A 20,101-nucleotide genomic window follows, 5' to 3' on the forward strand; every position below is an offset into this window, starting at 1 on the left:
AATCAAAATCCAGTGTCTTAACCGCTTGACGACTCCCCAATAAAGGGTGTTGGCTGGGGAGGAAGGATTCGAACCTTCGCATGCTGGAATCAAAATCCAGTGTCTTAACCGCTTGACGACTCCCCAATAAAGGGTGTTGGCTGGGGAGGAAGGATTCGAACCTTCGCATGCTGGAATCAAAATCCAGTGTCTTAACCGCTTGACGACTCCCCAACTTACTAAATCATATGAAATAGCGGATGAATATCTAATCCTTCCACACAATAAGCTTCATATGATTGAGAAACCTGTTGGTAAATTGTATGTGCTTCTTGATGAGATTCACTTGCTATAAACAAACAAGCCCCGGAACCGGTCATTAATGCATAACCATATTGGGATAACTCAACATAAGCCTTCCAAACTTCAGAATATTCCTGAAACACAACCGCCTGCATATCATTTTGAAACGGCTGTAACGATTGGAAAGTCGGCATTATGCTGGGTTTGGAATCCCGTGTCAAGCCTTCATGTGCAAAAATTTTAGCTGTTGCCACATGAACGGGGGGCTTAACGATAACATACCATTGTTTAGGGACATCTATTTCAGCCAGCTTCTCGCCTACGCCTTTGGCAAAAGCACTTCTCCCAAAAATAAAAAAAGGAACATCCGCACCAAGACTTACGCCTAAATCAATCAGTTGCTGCCTGCTCAAGCCGCATTGCCACCATTGGTTTAAAACCATTAAAACCGTGGCTGCATCAGAGCTGCCGCCGCCTAAGCCTCCGCCGGTCGGAATCACTTTATCCAACCAGATTTCGACGCCGTGCGGTACGTTTGCATATGGCAGCAATAATTTAGCCGCCCGATAAGTCAAGTCCTGTTCGGGCTCAAGTCCTTCGACCGGCGTATGCAGAATAACTCGCTTATCAGTACGCATTTTCAGATGAACGGTATCGTATAAGCCGATCAAACAGAAAATACTTTCCAAATTATGATAACCATCGCTCCTACGGCCGGTAATCCTCAAATCCAAATTTAATTTAGCTGGCGCAGGAAAGGCTTGAATTTCCTCTGAAACAGACATGGCATCCTCTATTTGCGTGCTGCGCATCGGGTTTGTCCATTTTTATCCAAAGAGTGGTTTACCGTGTCGAACACCAAGCGGATATTAAACTTGGCATTTTCAAGTTGAAGCGTTTTGGGCTGTCCTGAACCATTTAAAGTGCGCGATATTGTCCAGTCAAACTGCTCCAGACGACCATCAGGCAGAATTTTGTATGACGCATTGGCAACGCGTTTACCATCTGCCCAAATATGCAAATATTGAACCGGCAAAGCAAAGCCCAAAAGCTGTCTGCTTAATTCCTCAGCCGTCTCCGCCTGATAAACCTTACCCTTACTGTCTACTGCCAATACACCTTCACTGTCTTGACACAGCTGGCCTACGGTATTGCCCAATGGGGTATTCACATCAATGGTTTGAACCGCGTTCTGATAAGTCCAGTCAAAATTGGCATAAGAGCCTTTTCCTTCCACTTTGACAGCCAATCGACCGTCTGCGCTAAAATCCTGCACCTGCTCTGCTGCTTGCCAACTGTTTTGCTGAGGTAAGTTTGGCTGTGCACAAGCGGCTAAAAGCAATAAGGCTGCAACCGATGATAATTGTTTTACATTCATAGATATTCCTTCATAGGCCGTCTGAAATCAAACGCTTTTCAGACGGCCTTTCGGTTTTATTTGTGTTTTTGAGTATGCGGCTTACTGGACGTTATACCGAATTTGAACATTGTCTCTTTTAATACCCGAAGATTGCTTCCGTGCTTCAAACCGTCATTCCAGATTTCTTTGGCCTTGTCTTGGTCTCCAAGCTTCCATAGGACTTCGCCCAAATGCGCGGCGACTTCGGCTTCAGGTTCTTTTTCATAGGCATATTGGATATACGGCAAAGCCATTTGGGCATCGCCTTTAAGATAATAAGCCCAACCTACACTGTCATTAATTGCTGCGCTTTCCGGATCCATTTGATAGGCCGTCTGAACCATTTTGAAAGCCTCGTCCAAATCCTTGCCGTTGGACAGCAAGGTATAGCCCAAAGCATTCCAACCGTGCGGATTGTCCGGATACAACTCAACAACTCGGCGCAAATCGGCAATCGCCTTTCCTGGCTGATTCAGCTTCTCATAAACCATCGAACGCTGATACAGCACATTGGCAAGCAGCTCCGGAGAAGCTTGGGTTTTCAAGGATTTTTCGGTGGAATTTACCAAGCTGTTCAAAGCGTTCAACGATTCTTGAAGATTGGTATTTTTAGACAATACGAACAAAGCCGTACTCAACAAATCCTTAGCTTCAAAATAACGTCCTCTTTGCTCGGGCATTTTTTGTGCGCGTTGTACCAAAGCCCAAGCCTCTTTATGGTTGCCCTGTTTGGCTTCGATGGAAGCAGCCAAAATGGTTTTATCAAATGTATAAGCCGTTGCCGTTACCTTGTCCAGCCATTGTTTGGCTTTGGACAATTCTTCAGCATCATTATAAGAAACCGCGCCAATCAACGCCGCACGGCTGCGCTGCTCTTCCGTACCGGCTTTATAAGCCTTTTCCAGATAACTGTTTACCGCAGAAATATTTTCCGTCTTGCTGGCTGACAATAAGGCGGCCTGAATATACAAATCAGGGTTTGGATTTTCCTCTAATAAAGTCTGCAAACGCTTGAATGCCTTATCATTTTGGCCATGGGCGATCAAATTGGCGATATCCAATTCCTGCCAAATCGGAGATAAGGTTTTGGTGTCTGTATCTTTGAAGAAGCCGTCCAAAATATCAGGATGCCGTTGCGCCATCAGCCGCAGGGTAACAAAAGTCGGCGGCAGGATTTCGTTGTCTAACTTAGCCAAGCGTTGCAATGCGGCAATGGCGTGTTTCTTTTGACCGTCTTTTGCACTAAAAATTGCATCCGCAATCGCCGCTTCAGGGAAGTCTTTATAATTCAATGCCGTTTTATGCACTTGTTTGACCGCATCGCTGGTCAGATTCGGCTGTTGGGCTGCGGTTTGTGCTAAAAGCAAGAACACGCGCTTTTGCTCATCTTCACTACCGCCGGCAATCACCTTGTCCAATCCGCTCAAATTCTTATCGGCTTTACCCAGCAGCAAATTGCGCAACCAAGTCATACGCTTTTGTGTTTCACCAGGCTCCGGCTCGATCTCGCGCCATTTTTGGTAAATGGCTTCAGCCTGTTCAAATGCGTTTAAAGAAACCGCCATCTCCAAAGCGCGTTCGGCCACTTCGGGAGATTTGGTGCGATGCAACGTCAAAATATAAGTAAACAGTGCAGAAGCCGCATCGCCCTTTTGCAAGGCCAGTTCTGAATTTAACAAAGTAAAAACCTGCGATGTGCGGTTTTGTATACCCAACAGACGTATCCGCTCCTGCTCGCGTTCTTCAGGAGAAAAACGGTCGGCACGGCTTTTCTTTTTGATAATCTTAGCCGATTCAAAAACAACCTTTGAATCGCCGGGCGCGGCAAAAGTTTGTGCAGCAAACAACATCATTACAGCCGCAGCTGCTACTCGAATACGGGATGGGGAAAACAACATAACTATCCTTTTTGAGAACCTGCCGGCATTTTCAGACGGCCTAAGCACTTGCAAAACAGACGCAAAGCTTTATTTATCATTCAGGCATAACTGTAACACACGCACCCTATTTTGTTGACACGGTAACCGTAAACCTTGTGTAATCTTCATCTGCATAAAACCAATCAACATCAAAAATGAATACCGACCACCTTATCCACTTCCTAACTCAAGCTTCACGCTTCAGCAGCCGTATGCAAGCAGAGCGCAATCAATTAGTTACCGCCCAAACGGTCAAAGAAGCAGCCGTTTTGGTCGGCATTATCTTGCATGAAGGTGCGTGGCAAATCTTAATGACCAAAAGGGCCGAGACCTTAAGGCAACACACCGGACAAATTGCCTTTGCCGGCGGCCGCAAAGATGCCCAAGACGACAGCCTAACGGCAACGGCGTTAAGAGAAGCTTACGAAGAAACCGCCATTCCGATTGCCGCATGGCAGACTTTTGCGCCGCTACCCTTTTATGACACGCCTTCCGGCTACCGTGTTACGCCTGTTCCGGCAATTTGCACCCAGCCCATCAACCCAAAAGCAAATCCCGATGAAGTAGCAGAAATTTTTTATCTGCCTTTGGACTTCACCTTAAACCTGCAAAACTACACATTCCGCCAGCTTCATCACAACAATCAAACCCTCGCCCTCCCTGCCCTACCTTTCCAACGCTACGATATTTGGGGGTTGACCGCACTCATCCTATACGGACTAGCAGAACGTTATCAGCAATATTGCCAAGCTTTTAAATAAGGCAAGGCCGTCTGAAAACCAATATTCAGCCGGCCTTATTTGATCAATCCTCTTTACGCCGCTTCTTCATAGCAGTCGACAAATTCTCCAAACCATTTCATCTCATCACGCAGGGCAACCACTTCGCCAATCACCATTAAAGCCGGACGCTCTGCTTCGGCAGCCAGCAAGCCCAAATCTTTCAGACGACCTGTCCGCACGGTTTGATTCGGTAAAGTCCCATTGGAAATCACGGCAACAGGTGTAGAAGGCTGCCTGCCATAAGCCATCAGTTTTTCCGCAATCTCAGCCGCTTTAAGCGTGCCCATATAGATTACCAGCGTTTGACGGCTTAAAGCCAAAGTCTGCCAATCAGGCTGATTGCCCTCGTGTTTGCTGTGACCGGTTACAAATAAAGCACTTTGGGCGCAATCGCGATGGGTTAACGGAATACCGGCATAAGCAGTAGCTCCAAGCGCAGCAGTAATACCCGGCACAATGCGGTAGGCGATTCCGGCCTGATGCAGGGTTTGCACTTCCTCCCCGCCACGCCCGAACACAAAAGGATCGCCGCCTTTCAACCTTACCACACGCTCGCCTTTTTGAGCGTGTTCAACCAAAAGACGATTGGTTTCTTCCTGCTGAACATGGTGCGCACCGGCCCGTTTGCCCACGCTGATTTTCACGGCATCCTTACGCACCATCGCCAAAACCTCATCCGACACCAATGCATCGTAAAACACAGTATCCGCAGCCTGAATCGCCTGCAAAGCATGTATGGTCAGCAAGCCCGGATCGCCCGGCCCTGCGCCCACCAAAACCACTTCGCCGCCAAACGGTGTTTCCCGGTTTAACTGCGTGATCAATTCGCGTTCCGCCGCCTCGATATTGTTTTGAGCCGCAAAAATACCGAAACGGCTGTCAAACAACTTTTCCCAAAAATAACGGCGTTGTTCGACATTATTCAGCGTTTGCTTAACCTTTTCGCGCCATTTGCCGGCAATACGCGCCATCGTGCCCGTATGCAGCGGAATCAATGTCTCGATAATCTGCCGCCATTTCCGCGCCAATACAGGCGCAGTACCGCCGCTGGATATGGCGATCTTCAACGGCCCCCTATCCACCACGGCAGGCACGATAAACGAACACAAGTCCGCCGTATCCACCGTATTGCACAATTTCGCCCGTCGTTCCGCCGCTTCAAAAATACGTCGGTTAAACACACCGTCATCCGTCGCCGCAATAACGAAATATACCTCGTCCAACATGGCTTCTTCAAACAAGCCGCCCAGCCAAACTATTTTCCCTTCGTCCGCCCATTGCTGAAACTGCGTATTCAAAGTTTCCGCAACAACGCGCACGCGCGCTCCGGCAGATAACAGGCTTTCCGCCTTGCGTTCGGCAACCTTGCCCGCACCTGCCAGTAAAACTGGGCGGTTTCTCAAATCGGCAAACAAAGGATAATGGCTCATGGTCGTGCTCTTACTTTATCAATGATTGTCCGCCGATATTAAAGGCCGTCTGAAAAAATAGGAAAGAATGGTTTCTGATTTTCTTATGGTGTTTGGTTATATACCTGCCACAACAAAATAAGTTATAGCGGCAAACACAAAACAGGAGCAGAAAATTTCAAAATAAACGATTAGGAGATAGTGCAACAATATAAAAATTCATTTTTTCACAAATAAATTGCGACCTCTTCATTTTTCAGACGGCCTTTGCCTGCGTATAATATCGGTCTATTTACAATTCAAACGAGCTTAGTCCAGCCATGACCGAATCCATCCACCTGCCCGCTTCTACACTCAAGCCATCCACCGTTGCCCTGCCCGGCTCTAAAAGCATCAGCAACCGCACGCTGCTCTTGGCAGCACTCTCCGACAACATTTGCGAAATTCATTCTTTGCTCAAATCCGACGATACCGACCGAATGCTTGAAGCACTCGACAAACTCGGCGTGCAAATTGAATCTTTACCTGAAGGCCGTCTGAAAGTTCATGGCACCGGCGGCCGCTTTCCCAACCAAACTGCCGATTTGTTTTTAGGCAACGCTGGTACGGCATTCCGCCCTTTGACTGCCGCACTTGCCGTTTTGGGTGGTGACTATCATCTGCACGGCGTACAGCGTATGCACGAACGCCCTATCGGCGATTTGGTCGACGCGCTGCGCATTGCCGGCGCGGACGTACAATATCTGGGCAATGAAAACTATCCTCCGCTTCAGATCGGCAAACGCCAAGACAACGACGAGCGCGTTATTCCGATTAAAGGCAATGTTTCCAGCCAATTCCTGACCGCCCTGCTGATGGCTTTGCCCCTGACCGGACAAGCATTTGAAATCCACATGGTAGGCGAGTTGATTTCCAAACCTTATATCGACATCACGCTCAAGCTGATGGCGCAGTTCGGTGTGAACATCATCAATGAGGACTACCGTGTATTTAAAATCCCGGCCGATGCCAAATATCATGCGCCCGAACATTTATATGTAGAAGGCGATGCATCCAGCGCGTCTTATTTCTTGGGCGCAGGCCTGATTGCGGGTACACCCATCCGCGTGACCGGCATCGGTGCACACAGCATTCAAGGTGACGTTGCCTTTGCGCGTGAATTGGAGAAAATCGGTGCGGATGTGATTTGGGGCGAAAATTTTGTTGAAATTTCCCGTCCTGCCGAACGCAAGATTCAGGCTTTTGATTTGGATGCCAACCATATTCCAGACGCGGCCATGACTCTGGCTATCATCGCACTGGCCACCAAACAACCCTGCACCCTGCGCAATATCGGCTCATGGCGCGTCAAAGAAACCGACCGTATCGCCGCCATGGCAACCGAGCTGCGCAAACTGGGGGCTGAAGTCGTTGAAGAAGCCGAAGCCATCCATATTACGCCGCCCGAAACACTTATCCCCGATGCCGTCATCGATACTTACGACGACCACCGCATGGCCATGTGTTTCTCGCTGGCTTCGCTTTTGGGCGTCCCCGTCATCATCAACGACCCGAGATGCACGCATAAAACTTTCCCCGACTATTTCCAAGTTTTTGCATCATTGACCAACTAATTGATTATTCAAATTTTCAGACGGCCTGTTGTATACAAAAAACACAGGCCGTCTGAAAAATAAAAATAAAACTATACTTTTTCTTAATTTATGCGATAATAGCTAAATAAATTCTTAGCAATTCATATTTCCTTTCGGAGAGAAAACATGTCAGACGAAAAAAGCAAAGCCTTAGCCGCCGCCCTTGCCCAAATCGAAAAAAACTTCGGCAAAGGCTCCATCATGAAAATGGACGGCAGCCAACAGGAAGAAAACCTTGATGTTATTTCCACCGGCTCCCTCGGCGTGGACTTGGCGCTCGGCGTTGGCGGTCTGCCCCGCGGCCGCGTGGTTGAAATTTTCGGCCCGGAATCCTCCGGTAAAACCACACTCTGTCTCGAAGCCATTGCCCAATGCCAAAAAAATGGTGGCATTTGCGCATTCATCGATGCCGAGCATGCTTTTGACCCGATTTACGCCCGCAAACTCGGCGTAAAAGTCGAGGAACTCTATCTCTCCCAACCGGATACCGGCGAACAGGCATTGGAAATCTGCGATACATTGGTACGTTCCGGCGGTATCGATATGGTCGTTGTCGACTCTGTAGCCGCACTTGTGCCTAAAGCTGAGATCGAAGGCGAAATGGGCGACAGCCACGTCGGCCTGCAAGCTCGCCTGATGAGCCAAGCCCTCCGCAAACTGACCGGCCACATCAAACGCACCAATACATTGGTTGTTTTCATTAACCAAATCCGTATGAAAATCGGCGTGATGTTCGGCAGCCCTGAAACCACGACCGGCGGTAACGCACTCAAATTCTACGCCTCCGTCCGCCTCGACATCCGCCGTACCGGTCAGATTAAAAAAGGCGATGACGTTATTGGTAACGAAACCAAAGTCAAAGTCATCAAAAACAAAGTTGCGCCTCCGTTCCGTCAAGCCGAATTCGATATTCTTTACGGCGAAGGCATCAGCTGGGAAGGCGAATTGATTGATCTGGGCGTCAAACATGACATCGTTGAAAAATCCGGTGCATGGTACAGCTACAACGGCGCAAAAATCGGCCAAGGTAAAGATAATGTACGCGTTTGGTTGAAAGAAAACCCTGATATCGCCAACGAAATCGATGCCAAAATCCGTGCGGCAGTCGGTATCAATGTCGATATTACCGAAGGCAGATTGGACGATACCGATGGCGAACGTCCTGAGGAATAAGTCTGTTTGAAATAAAAGGTAAAAAAGACCAAATAAAGGCCGTCTGAAATCCGACCATTAATCGGATTTCAGACGGCCTTTTATTCAATGCTACTTAAAGACCTAATGCCTGAGCGTGAAACTCAATATGCGAATCGATAAAGCTGGCAATAAAGAAATAGTCATGCCCATAGCCCGGGCGTACTTTATATTGGATATTGAAACCTTTTTCGCGTGCTGAGCGGACAAACGCTTCCGGTTGCAGGACTTCAGGATACAAAGCATCTTCACTGCCGACATCAATCAAAACAGGCAATTTATGCGAGGCCGTCTGAAGCAGTTCTGTACTGTCATAGCGTTTCCATGTTTCCACGTTTTGGCCTAAATAAGCTGAAAACGCCTGCCTACCGCCTTCCGTATCTATAGGGTGACATAAAGGCGCAAAGGCAGAAACCGCAGCATATCGGCCGGGATAGTTCAAAGCCAAATGCAGCGCGCCATGCCCGCCCATGCTGAAACCTGCAATGCTGCGCTCTTTCGTTACCGGAAAATGATGCTCGATCAAATCAGGTAATTCTTGGCTGATATAGCTTTCCATTTGGTAATGCTGCGCCCAAGGCGCTTCAGTTGCATTGACATAAAATCCGGCACCTTGTCCAAGATAATGTTCCTCACTGTCGGCAACATGCTGACCGCGTGGCGAGGTATCTGGGAAAACCACAATAATATTCCATTGCGCCGCAAAACGCTGGATGCCGCTTTGCCGAACCAATTCAGAACCATCGCTATTTAAGCAGGAAAGGAAATATAAAACAGGCGCGGGATAACCTTTTAAGACTTGTGGAGGTAGATAGACATCAAATACCATATCCGTCCGGCAGGTTTGAGAAAAATGGCGGTACCGTTCCTGATGCCCGTTAAACATCTTTCTGCGTTCCAGCAAATGCAATTCTGAATTTTTCATTTTATTCCTTGTAAGGAAACAACAATAAACAGAATGTTAGCGCAAAACCTGCTCATCGTGTTGTTGCCCCATCTTTTTAAGGCAACCAAATCTGCTTTAAACAAGACTTGCCAAACATGCAAAATCATTACGCCGGCAGCATTTAAAATCTATACACAATCTCTGTGGATAAATCTGTTGATAAGCTTTGGGTAATCGTAAAATTTTCTTTAGGAACAAACCAAGTCTTAAATTGACTAAAATTTAATCAAATAAAACATAATAAAATCAAATAGTTATATTTATAAGATTTTACTATAATCATACAGTGAAAATTTATAGGTAAAACAAGGTTATGCGGCTTTGTGCATAAATTAGGGTTGACATCCCTAAAAATCGCCCCGAATCAAAAGCTGCTTGAAACAACGGCCGATTTCATCAGATGCCATTCAAAAGACTCGCGGCCACACATTTTGCGTTACAATACGCACTTATTTTTAAGAAAGAAAAATACGCCATGAAAGCCTCCCAGTTCTTCATTTCTACCCTTAAAGAAGCCCCTGCCGAAGCCGCACTTGCCAGCCACAAGCTGATGATTCGTGCCGGTTTAATCAAAGCCAACGCATCCGGTCTTTATACTTGGATGCCGATGGGTCTGCGCGTATTGCGCAAAGTTGAAAATATCGTGCGCGAAGAAATGGCCCGCGCAGGTAGCGTAGAGCTGCTGATGCCGGTGGTACAACCTGCCGAACTGTGGCAGGAATCCGGCCGCTGGGAGTTTTACGGTAAAGAACTGCTGCGCCTGAAAGACCGTCATGACCGCGATTTCTGCATGGGTCCGACTTGTGAAGAAGTCATTGCCGACATCGTGCGCAAAGAAGTCAACAGCTATAAACAACTGCCGAAAAACTTTTACCACATCCAAACCAAATTCCGCGATGAAGTACGTCCGCGCTTTGGCGTAATGCGCGCGCGCGAGTTCGTCATGAAAGACGCTTATTCCTTCCATGCCGACTATGCCTCGCTTCAGACGACCTATCAAGATATGTACGACGCTTACTGCCGTATCTTCACCCGTTTGGGTTTGGAATTCCGTCCTGTTGCCGCAGATACTGGCAGCATCGGCGGTACCGGCTCTCACGAATTCCAAGTATTGGCTGAAAGCGGCGAAGACGTTATTGCATATAGCGACACTTCTGATTACGCCGCCAATATCGAGTTGGCACCGACTTTGCCGCTTAAAGGCGAACGCGCTGCTGCTCAGGCTGAATTGACCAAAGTACATACACCAAACGTCAAAACTATAGAGTCTTTGGTTGAATTCCTGAATATTCCGGTTGAACAAACCCTCAAGTCCATCGTGGTCGAAGGCGAAAACGAAGGAGAACTCGTCCTGCTGCTGTTACGTGGCGACCATGAATTTAACGACATCAAGGCAGAAAAACTGGCCGGCGTGAAATCGCCACTGACCATGGCAAGCCCTGCGGCGATTGTTGAACAGTTCGGCGCAAACGGCGGCTCTCTCGGCCCTGTTAACTTCAAAGGTAAAGTCTATGCCGATTTCGCCACCGAAAAAGGCGCAGACTGGGTTATCGGCGCGAACGAAGACGACTACCACTATACCGGCTTCAACTTCGGCCGAGATGCTGACGAGCCTGAATTTGTCGATTTGCGCAATGTCATCGAAGGCGATATCAGCCCTGACGAACAAGGCCATCTGAAACTGGCGCGCGGTATTGAAGTCGGCCACGTTTTCCAATTGCGCGACAAATATACCCAAGCCATGAATGTTAGCTTCTTGGACAATAACGGCAAATCCCAAATCATGGAAATGGGCTGCTACGGTATCGGTATTACCCGCGTTGTTGCCGCCGCCATCGAGCAAAACAATGATGAAAAAGGCATTGTTTGGACCAAAGCAATGGCACCGTTTGAAGTCGTTATCGTGCCGATGAACTACAAAAAATCTGAAGCCGTACGCGAAGCCGCTGACAAAATCTATGCCGAGCTTTTGGCTGCCGGTGCAGATGTATTGTTGGATGACCGCGACGAACGTGCAGGTGTATTGTTGAATGACTCCGAGCTGTTGGGTATTCCTCACCGCATCGTGATAGGCGATCGCGCCTTAAAAGAAGGCAATGTCGAATATGCCGAACGCCGTGACAATCAGGCTCAAGCCGTTGCAGTATCAGAAATTGTCGCCAAGGTTTTGGCCGCATTGAACGCTTAAGTTTTTTTCAATAGTTTAAAGGCCGTCTGAAACTGATTATTTCGTTTCAGACGGCCTTTTTCTGTTTTAATAAATAATGTTTTTTCCGTAGCTCTCTAATATTTCTTTGATTTTCAAAATGGTTTCTTTAGGCGGCGGATGTACCCCTTTTAACTTGTATTCATCGCCGCACAAAGCCCATTTATGTGCGCCCAATTCGTGATACGGCAAAAGCTCGACCATTTCGACATTATCCATATCACCGATAAACTCGCCCAATAAATGCGCTGACCGCTCATCATCGGTATAACCGGGAACAACCACATAGCGCACCCGCGTCGGCTGATTGCGTTCGGCAAGATAGCGCGCAAATTTCAGCGTTTTGGTATTTGGAATACCGACAAGCACTTTATGAATTTCAGGATCGATTTGTTTTAAGTCGAGCATGACCAAATTGGTATGATCTAGCAAATCATCCAAAATCGAATCATAGTGCAAAGCATAGCCATTACTGTCGAGACAGGTATGGATATCGTGTTCCCGGCAGGCCGTAAACCAATCGCGTACAAACTCATATTGCAATAACGGCTCGCCGCCGGTTGCCGTTACACCTCCGCCTGTCGCACGCAGATAATGACGATAGGTCATGACCTGCTTCATCACGGTTGCCACATCCAATTCCTGCGCCTGCTCGGTATGCAAATCCCAAGTATCGCGATTATGACAATACAGGCAGCGCATCAGGCAACCTTGCAAAAAGAGCACGTAGCGCAAACCCGGACCATCGACAGCACCGCAAGATTCAATCGAATGAATAATACCTTTGCCGTTATAGTGACGGTGGCCAAGGTCTTTCAGTTCCGGCTCGGGGGTAATGGCAAAAGTCGTGGACATAGTGTTCGGCTCAAAAATGTTTTTGCTTATATGGATTGTACGATAATAAAGGCCGTCTGAACATTTCAGACGGCCTTGGAGCTTTGTTTCAAAACAAACCAAATGCAAATTTAGCTTCTGGTTTGTTTCGCCACCCGATTACATGGTTTCTGTGAATGTACGGGTAATCACGTCAAGCTGTTGTTCGCGGGTCAGCGAGTTGAAGCGAACCGCATAACCGGAAACACGAATGGTCAACTGCGGATATTTCTCCGGATTGTGCATCGCATCTTCCAAAGTCTCGCGATTCAATACGTTGACGTTCAAGTGTTGACCGCCTTCCAAAATACCGTCTTCATGGTGGAAATAACCGTCCATCAAACCGGCAAGGTTGCGCTCGCGAGAATGCTCGTCTTTACCCAAAGCGCCAGGAATAATGGAGAAGGTATAGGAAATACCGTCTTTGGCAAACTCAAATGGCAGTTTGGCTACGGAAGTCAATGAAGCGACTGCACCGTTGACGTCACGGCCGTGCATTGGGTTTGCACCCGGACCAAACGGAGCACCTGCGCGGCGGCCGTCTGGAGTATTACCGGTTTTCTTACCGTAAACAACGTTGGAAGTAATGGTCAGTACGGACTGAGTCGGAGTGGCGTTGCGGTAAGTTTTGTGGGTTGCCACTTTTTTCATGAAGCGTTCTACCAAGTCGCAGGCGATGTCGTCCACGCGGTCGTCGTTGTTACCGAATTGTGGGTATTCGCCTTCGATTTCGAAGTCAACAGCAATACCGTTTTCATCGCGAATCGGTTTCACTTTGGCGTATTTGATGGCGGACAGTGAGTCGGCAGCTACAGACAAACCGGCGATACCGCAAGCCATCGTACGTTTCACGTCGCGGTCGTGCAACGCCATCAGCGCGGCTTCATAGCTGTATTTGTCGTGCATGTAGTGAATGATGTTCAACGCGGTAACGTATTGGGTTGCCAACCAATCCATGAATTTGTCCATGCGCTCAAAGACAGTGTCGTAGTCCAAAACTTCGTCCATAATCGGCTCGGTTTTCGGACCAACTTGCTCTTTAGATTTTTCATCCACGCCGCCGTTGATTGCGTACAGCAGAGTTTTAGCCAAGTTAGCACGTGCGCCGAAGAACTGCATTTGTTTGCCGACCACCATCGGGCTGACGCAGCAGGCAATGGCGTAGTCATCGCTGTTGAAGTCAGGGCGCATCAGATCGTCATTTTCGTATTGGATGGACGAAGTATCGATGGATACTTTGGCACAGAATTCTTTAAAGCCTTGCGGCAGTTGTTCTGACCACAATACAGTGATGTTTGGCTCAGGAGACGGACCCATGTTGTACAGGGTATGCAGCACGCGGAAGTTGGTGCGCGTTACCAAGGTACGGCCATCTAAGCCCATACCGCCGATGGATTCGGTTGCCCAAATCGGGTCGCCGGAGAAGAGTTGGTCGTATTCGGGCGTACGCAGGAAACGGACCATACGCAGTTTCATCACCAAGTGGTCGATAAATTCTTGCGCTTGGGTTTCGGTAATCACACCGTTTTTCAGGTCGCGTTCGATATAAATATCCAAGAACGAAGACACACGGCCGAAGGACATCGCTGCGCCGTTTTGAGATTTAACGGCGGCAAGGTAGGCAAAGTAAGTCCATTGGATGGCTTCTTGTGCATTTTTTGCAGGGCCGGAAATGTCGTAGCCGTAAGAAGCCGCCATTTCTTTCATTTGACCCAAGGCTTTGTATTGTTCGTTGATTTCTTCACGACGGCGGATCACTTCTTCCAAGTCCACACCGTTTTCCAAATCGGCTTGCAGTGAATTGAACTGGTTGAGTTTGTCTTTCATCAAGAAGTCGATACCGTACAATGCAACACGACGGTAGTCACCGATAATACGTCCGCGGCCATAAGCATCCGGCAGGCCGGTAATCACACCTGATTTACGGCAGCGGCGGATGTCGGGTGTATAAACGTCAAATACGCCTTGGTTGTGGGTTTTGCGGTATTTGGTGAAAATTTCGCTGACTTCAGGATTCAATTCAACGTTGTACACTTTGCACGCGTCTTGCACCATTTTCAAACCGCCAAACGGCATGATAGAGCGTTTCAAAGGCTCGTCTGTTTGCAGGCCGACAATGGTTTCCAAATCTTTGTCGATATAGCCTGGAGCGTGGCTGGTAATACCGGAGACGATTTGCGCGTCGATTTTGTACGGCTCGTGCGTACGGTTTTCAACCTTGATGCCTTCCATCACTTCCGCCCACAGCTTGGTTGTGGCTTCGGTTGCTGGTGCCAAGAAAGAGGCATCGCCTTCATATGGCGTGTAGTTTTTTTGAATAAAATCGCGGACATCTACGTTGGTTTCCCAGTTGCCGCCAGTAAAACCTTCCCAAGCGGCTGGACGTTGCTGAACATCATTTGACATATCAAGCTCCTAATTTTATTGAAAATATAGACTGTAAATTTTCTGAAAGGATAACATCAATACCCATTTATTTACAGGGGTTTTTGTGAAATAAAATTACAGATTTGGTTTTTCTTGATTTACGTCAATGAGAATAATTGTTACTTGGCACTACAGCGCAGTTTCTAAACATTCGCACTTAAAAACGGCGTAGAATACAAAATTCAGCCCTGAAGACAGATGTCCTTCAGGGCTGAATTTTTATTGCATTTCATATAAAAGGCCGTCTGAAAATTCAGACGGCCCTTTATTCACTTAATCAATTAAGCAAACGGATGATGCAAAACAATGGTTTCTTCACGGTCAGGACCGGTTGAAACAATGGCCACAGGCGCACCGCACACTTCTTCAATACGTTTCAGATAAGCTTTAGCGTTTTCAGGCAGCTTGTCGTACTCTTTCACGCCGAAAGTCGACTCGCTCCAACCCGGCATGGTTTCATAAATCGGTTTGCAGGTTTCTACCGCATCGGAGCCACAAGGCAGAATGTCGGTTTTGCTGCCATCAGGCAATTCATAACCTACACAGATATTGATGTTTTCAATACCATCCATCACGTCCAGCTTGGTAATGCACATGCCGGAAATGCCGTTAACTTGAATAGAGCGTTTCAGAGCAGCCGCGTCAAACCAACCACAACGACGCGCACGACCGGTTACGGAGCCGAATTCATGGCCGCGTTCAGCCAAGCCTGCGCCCACTTCGTCAAACAATTCAGTCGGGAATGGACCGGAACCCACACGGGTGGTATAGGCTTTAACGATACCCAAAACGTAATCCAGCATTTGCGGACCTACGCCTGCACCGGCAGAAGCGGCACCAGCCAAGCAGTTAGAGGAAGTTACAAACGGATAAGTACCATAGTCGATGTCCAGCAGCGTACCTTGCGCGCCTTCAAACAACAGGCTTTCGCCTTTGCGGTTTTTCTCGTTCAAAACACGGGAAACATCGGTAATCATCGGCGTAATGCGCGGTGCAACTTTTTCAATGACCGCCATCACGTCTTCAACTTTTACCGGCTCGGCACTGTGCAGGTGTTGCAACTGGACATTGTAATAAGCCAAAACAGCTTCCAGTTTTTCAACCAGTTTTTCAGGGTGCAACAAGTCCACCACGCGAATCGCGCGACGGGCAACTTTATCTTCATAGGCTGGGCCGATGCCGCGACCGGTTGTACCAATTTTGCTTTTACCGCGGGAAGCTTCGCGTGCTTGGTCAAGCGCAATGTGGTAAGGCAGAATCAATGGGCAGGTTGGCGCAATTTTCAGACGGCCTTCAACATTTTTCACACCGGCAGCGTTTAATTCGTCGATTTCGCCCAACAATGCTTCAGGAGAAACGACAACGCCTGAACCGATGAAGCAGTCCAAAGTCTCGTGCAAAATGCCGCTTGGAATCAGGCGCAAAATGGTTTTTTTGCCACCGACGACCAAAGTATGGCCGGCATTGTGGCCGCCTTGGAAACGTACAACACCGCTGGTTTCTTCCGCCAGCCAGTCAACAATCTTACCTTTGCCTTCATCACCCCATTGGGCACCGATTACGACAACATTTTTAGCCATAGCCATCTAACCTTATTTCAGATACAAAATTTCAAAATAAAACTCAATCGTTCAAAGCGATTACTTTCCAAACACCGTCTACCTGTTTCAGACGGCCTGTAACCTCTTCCGAACCGTTATAGCCGATACCGTAATCGATAACGACACATTGTCCTTGTTCGCGCAAAGCATCTACCGCTTCTTGAGCCGCAGGCATGTCTTTTACATCGACAGCCACGACGGATTCCCGTCCGATAGCAGGAAGGCGGCCGATAAAGCTGCGCAAATCAAAACTGAATCCGGCTGCAGGACGCGCACGTCCGAAGTATCCGCCCAATCCGTCATAACGGCCGCCGCGTGCCACGGCATCATGACGGTTTGAACCATAAGCCGCGTAAAGCAAACCGGTATGGTAATTGTCAACGCGCAGTTCCGACAAATCGATATGCACTTTTTGATTTGGGAACGCATCGCATACTGCCTGTAATTCATCCAAAGCCGCACTGACTGCGGACAATTCCGGTAGTTTCTCTCTAGCCACAGTCAGCACTTCACGACCGCCGTACAGTCGGGGCAACAGTGAAAACGCTTTTGCCCACATACCGTCAAGTTTCCACTCTTTGACCAACTGGCTGACAGCTTCGGCATCTTTGTCCTGCATCGATGACAGCAGGATTGCCGATTGCTTCTCGTCCAAATGCGCGGCATTTGCTAAAGCACGGAATACTCCGATATGGCCCAACGAAAGCAAAACTTCGCCCATGTCGGCAATCTTCATGCTTTTCAGCATCAAATCAATCAATTCGATATCCGCTTCAATGCCTTCCAAGCCGTACATTTCCGCACCCGCCTGCAAAGGTTCGCGCATATTGAGCAATCCGTCAGGACGCGCATGAAGTACCGAACCGGCGTAGCATAAACGGTTGATACCTTGGTTGGCAGAAAGCAAGTGGGCATCAATACGCGCCACCTGCGGCGTAATATCCGCGCGGATACCGAGCTGACGGCCGCTGAGCTGATCGACGACCAAAATGGTTTTCAAAGACAAACCGGCATCGATATGCGTCAATAAGGAATGGCTGTATTCCATCAATGGCGGTTGCACCAATTCATAACCATGCACGCGAAACAAAGCCAACAGCCGCTCACGGGCACTTTCCAGTTGTCGGGCATTGGTCGGTAACACGTCGGCAACGTGTTCAGGAAGCTGCCAAGACTTCATGAGAATCTACCTCTGTTTTTTTGTAAACATAAAGGGCTGCTTAAATTTAAAACCAAATCAGCCTGACGACTGAAATTTTCCTGAATGCATCAACGGCAAATCCGATGCAGCTTCAACAAAACTGATTTTAAATTTAAACAGCCCCTGAGTAACGGCTTCAAACCGTCGAGTTATTAAAATCAGACTTTACCATATTAAAACGAATTTTGCACCCTGTTTACAGAGAGCGTAAAAAAACATTAAAAACAAAGGCCGTCTGAAAACCAAATGCATAGCTGCATCATTTTCAGACGGCCTTAATTCATGCCTGAACAACCCGACGCTTAGCGCCAGTAACGCCACCAAGGCATATCGTCAGATCGCCATTCGTGTTGCAAGAACGGGCTTTGCGGGAAGTTGGTTTCCAAAACACGGCGTGTATCAGCAGCCAGTTGCGGCTTGTCCAGTTTTTTATACGCCAATTCCATCATCGCCAAAGCTTCTTCGACGTAACGGGTATTTTGGTAACGGCTGACGATTTTTTGCGCACGGTTGGCCGCTGCGACATAAGCACCGCGTTTCATGTAATAACGCGCCACAGATATCTCGTTACCACCCAAAGCGTCCACCAGCTTGGCCATACGCTCGGTTGCATCGGCAGCGTATTTGCTGTTTGGATAACGTTGAACCAACTCGGCAAACGCCTGATAAGCATCACGGTTGGCTTTCGGGTCGCGGTCGGACCAGTCTTGGGAAGCCAGCTTGTTCAAGAAAGACTGGTCTTCGTTAAACAGGACCAAACCTTTCAAGTACAGCGCGTAGTCCATATTCGGATGTTGCGGATGATGGCGTTGGAAGCGCGCAATGGCAGCCAAAGCTTTTTCCGGCTCATCGTCTTTATAATAGGCATACGCCGTATCCAACTGGGACTGCTGGGCATAGCGGCCGTTTGGAAAACGGGATTCTAAAATTTCGTATAACTTGACAGCTCGCGTATAATTGTTGCTGTTCAATTCGTCTTGCGCTTCGGCATAAAGCTTTTCCACACTCCAATCTTGAGTAATTTGGGCGTCTTTATCGATTGTGCCTTTATTTGCGCAGGCACTCAGTGCCAAACCTAAAGAAACTACTAAAAGAATTTTTTTCATGCAGAATACTTCCTTTGATAACGAAGCCGATTATAGCGATGATTTAGACTTTCCGTCATCCCCTGAAACAGAAAGTTGTGTTAATTTGACCGTTCCACTCGAAATGGCGGGCGGAAGGCTGGATGCCGTATTGGCCAAACTCATGCCCGACTACTCGCGCAGCCGCCTGAGTTCGTGGATTAAAGAGGGTGCGGTCATTGTAAACGATAAGCCCGCTCAACCCAAAGATAAAATGATAGGCGGTGAATTGATTGCCGTTACGGTACGTCCGAGCGAAGAAAACCTCGCGTTCACGCCCGAACCCATGGATTTGGACATCATTTATGAAGACGATACCGTCATCGTCATCAACAAACCGGCCGGATTGGTCGTCCATCCTGCCGCAGGCAACTGGAGCGGCACCCTGCTCAACGGCCTGTTGGCGCACTGTCCCGAATTAAGCCAAGTGCCACGTGCGGGCATCGTACACCGTTTGGACAAGGAAACCAGCGGCCTGATGGTGGTCGCCAAGACCCTGCCGGCGCAAAACTCACTGGTTCAACAGCTTCAAGAGCGCACGGTCAAACGTATTTACCGCGCAGTCGCCAACGGCATTGTTCCTTTCGACGGCAAAATTGAAACCCAAATCGGCCGCGATCCGCACAACCGCTTGAAAATGGCAGTCGTCAAATTCGGCGGCAAACCTGCCATTACCCACGTCAAAGTGTTGGAACGTTATCTGGCACACAGCTACATCGAATGCTCGCTCGAAACCGGCCGTACGCACCAAATCCGCGTTCATATGCGCGAAGCCAACCATCCGCTGGCCGCCGACCCTGTTTACGGCAACCTGCGCCATCCATGCAGCGATGCGGTTAAAGAGGCCATCAAAGCCCTTGGTGCGCGCCAAGCCCTGCACGCCTACCGCTTGAGCTTTGTACACCCGAAAACCGGAGAAACCGTTTCCTTTGAAGCACCTATGCCTGAGGATATGTACCACCTGCTTTCCGTCCTGCGTCTGGAAGCCGGTTTGGATTCATCTTTGAGTAACGAGGAAGAATGGCAAGAGAAATTCGGCATGGACGATGATGATGATTGGAATGAAGACGATTACGATGTCGAAGTCGTTTATGTAAGGGATTAAAC

General features: G+C 48.3%; 15 protein-coding genes and 2 tRNA genes. 5 read left to right on the top strand and 12 right to left on the bottom strand.

Annotated elements, in window-relative coordinates:
- Window positions 1-50 precede the first annotated feature (50 nt).
- From ACTHTY_RS05865 to ACTHTY_RS05885, 5 genes are all read right to left on the bottom strand, one after another.
- Window positions 51-126: transfer RNA gene (locus ACTHTY_RS05865), tRNA-Gln, on the bottom strand.
- A gap of 11 nt (window positions 127-137) precedes the next feature.
- Window positions 138-213, bottom strand: a tRNA-Gln gene (locus tag ACTHTY_RS05870).
- A gap of 5 nt (window positions 214-218) precedes the next feature.
- Complete coding sequence (gene ispE, locus ACTHTY_RS05875) at window positions 219-1,067, bottom strand: 4-(cytidine 5'-diphospho)-2-C-methyl-D-erythritol kinase (RefSeq protein ID WP_440367031.1); 849 nt, start codon at window positions 1,065-1,067, stop codon at window positions 219-221.
- Window positions 1,068-1,075: 8 nt separating this feature from the next.
- Window positions 1,076-1,660, bottom strand: a complete 585-nt coding sequence (gene lolB / locus ACTHTY_RS05880) for a lipoprotein insertase outer membrane protein LolB (protein WP_440366750.1) — start codon at window positions 1,658-1,660, stop codon at window positions 1,076-1,078.
- 56 nt (window positions 1,661-1,716) lie between these two features.
- Window positions 1,717-3,579, bottom strand: a complete 1,863-nt coding sequence (locus ACTHTY_RS05885) for a tetratricopeptide repeat protein (protein ID WP_440366751.1) — start codon at window positions 3,577-3,579, stop codon at window positions 1,717-1,719.
- 176 nt (window positions 3,580-3,755) lie between these two features.
- Between ACTHTY_RS05885 and ACTHTY_RS05890 the strand changes: the two genes are divergently transcribed.
- Entirely contained in the window at window positions 3,756-4,361 is a 606-nt protein-coding gene (locus tag ACTHTY_RS05890) for a CoA pyrophosphatase (protein WP_440366752.1), read from the top strand.
- Between the two features lie 53 nt (window positions 4,362-4,414).
- On the opposite strand, the gene cysG is transcribed toward ACTHTY_RS05890, so the two are convergent.
- A complete protein-coding gene (gene cysG / locus ACTHTY_RS05895) occupies window positions 4,415-5,812 on the bottom strand; it encodes a siroheme synthase CysG (protein ID WP_440366753.1) in 1,398 nt (465 codons plus the stop codon).
- 299 nt (window positions 5,813-6,111) lie between these two features.
- On the opposite strand from cysG, the gene aroA reads away from it, so the two are divergent.
- Both aroA and recA read left to right on the top strand, forming a co-directional pair.
- A complete protein-coding gene (gene aroA, locus ACTHTY_RS05900) occupies window positions 6,112-7,404 on the top strand; it encodes a 3-phosphoshikimate 1-carboxyvinyltransferase (RefSeq protein WP_440366754.1) in 1,293 nt (430 codons plus the stop codon).
- 147 nt (window positions 7,405-7,551) lie between these two features.
- Window positions 7,552-8,598: a recombinase RecA gene (recA, locus tag ACTHTY_RS05905; RefSeq protein WP_101755208.1), complete on the top strand. Its 1,047-nt coding sequence runs from the start codon at window positions 7,552-7,554 to the stop codon at window positions 8,596-8,598.
- A gap of 94 nt (window positions 8,599-8,692) precedes the next feature.
- Here recA and fghA read toward each other — a convergent pair whose 3' ends face one another.
- Window positions 8,693-9,541, bottom strand: coding sequence for an S-formylglutathione hydrolase (fghA, locus tag ACTHTY_RS05910; RefSeq protein WP_101755207.1), 849 nt, complete (start codon window positions 9,539-9,541; stop codon window positions 8,693-8,695).
- 496 nt (window positions 9,542-10,037) lie between these two features.
- Between fghA and ACTHTY_RS05915 the strand changes: the two genes are divergently transcribed.
- Window positions 10,038-11,750: a proline--tRNA ligase gene (locus tag ACTHTY_RS05915; RefSeq protein WP_101755245.1), complete on the top strand. Its 1,713-nt coding sequence runs from the start codon at window positions 10,038-10,040 to the stop codon at window positions 11,748-11,750.
- A gap of 66 nt (window positions 11,751-11,816) precedes the next feature.
- Here the strand turns inward: ACTHTY_RS05915 and pflA are convergent, their stop codons facing one another.
- The 5 genes from pflA to ACTHTY_RS05940 form a co-directional block, all read right to left on the bottom strand.
- Window positions 11,817-12,623 carry a pyruvate formate lyase 1-activating protein gene (gene pflA / locus ACTHTY_RS05920; RefSeq protein WP_039864035.1) on the bottom strand — a complete coding sequence of 269 codons (807 nt, stop codon included), beginning with the start codon at window positions 12,621-12,623 and terminating at the stop codon, window positions 11,817-11,819.
- A 138-nt stretch (window positions 12,624-12,761) separates the two neighbouring features.
- Entirely contained in the window at window positions 12,762-15,047 is a 2,286-nt protein-coding gene (gene pflB / locus ACTHTY_RS05925) for a formate C-acetyltransferase (RefSeq protein ID WP_440366757.1), read from the bottom strand.
- Between the two features lie 302 nt (window positions 15,048-15,349).
- Entirely contained in the window at window positions 15,350-16,648 is a 1,299-nt protein-coding gene (locus ACTHTY_RS05930; protein WP_293194231.1) for an adenylosuccinate synthase, read from the bottom strand.
- Between the two features lie 43 nt (window positions 16,649-16,691).
- On the bottom strand, window positions 16,692-17,849 hold the full coding sequence (locus ACTHTY_RS05935) for an ATP phosphoribosyltransferase regulatory subunit (protein WP_440366759.1): 1,158 nt from the start codon (window positions 17,847-17,849) through the stop codon (window positions 16,692-16,694).
- 323 nt (window positions 17,850-18,172) lie between these two features.
- Complete coding sequence (locus tag ACTHTY_RS05940; protein WP_003680807.1) at window positions 18,173-18,976, bottom strand: outer membrane protein assembly factor BamD; 804 nt, start codon at window positions 18,974-18,976, stop codon at window positions 18,173-18,175.
- Here ACTHTY_RS05940 and rluD point away from each other — a divergent pair.
- Window positions 18,975-20,099 (top strand): 23S rRNA pseudouridine(1911/1915/1917) synthase RluD, encoded by a 1,125-nt coding sequence (gene rluD, locus ACTHTY_RS05945; protein ID WP_440366760.1) that lies wholly within the window; start codon window positions 18,975-18,977, stop codon window positions 20,097-20,099. The genes ACTHTY_RS05940 and rluD overlap by 2 nt on opposite strands.
- Window positions 20,100-20,101 lie beyond the last annotated feature (2 nt).

It is taken from the genome of Neisseria sp. P0019.S002, assembly GCF_051957155.1.
GTDB lineage: Bacteria > Pseudomonadota > Gammaproteobacteria > Burkholderiales > Neisseriaceae > Neisseria > Neisseria perflava.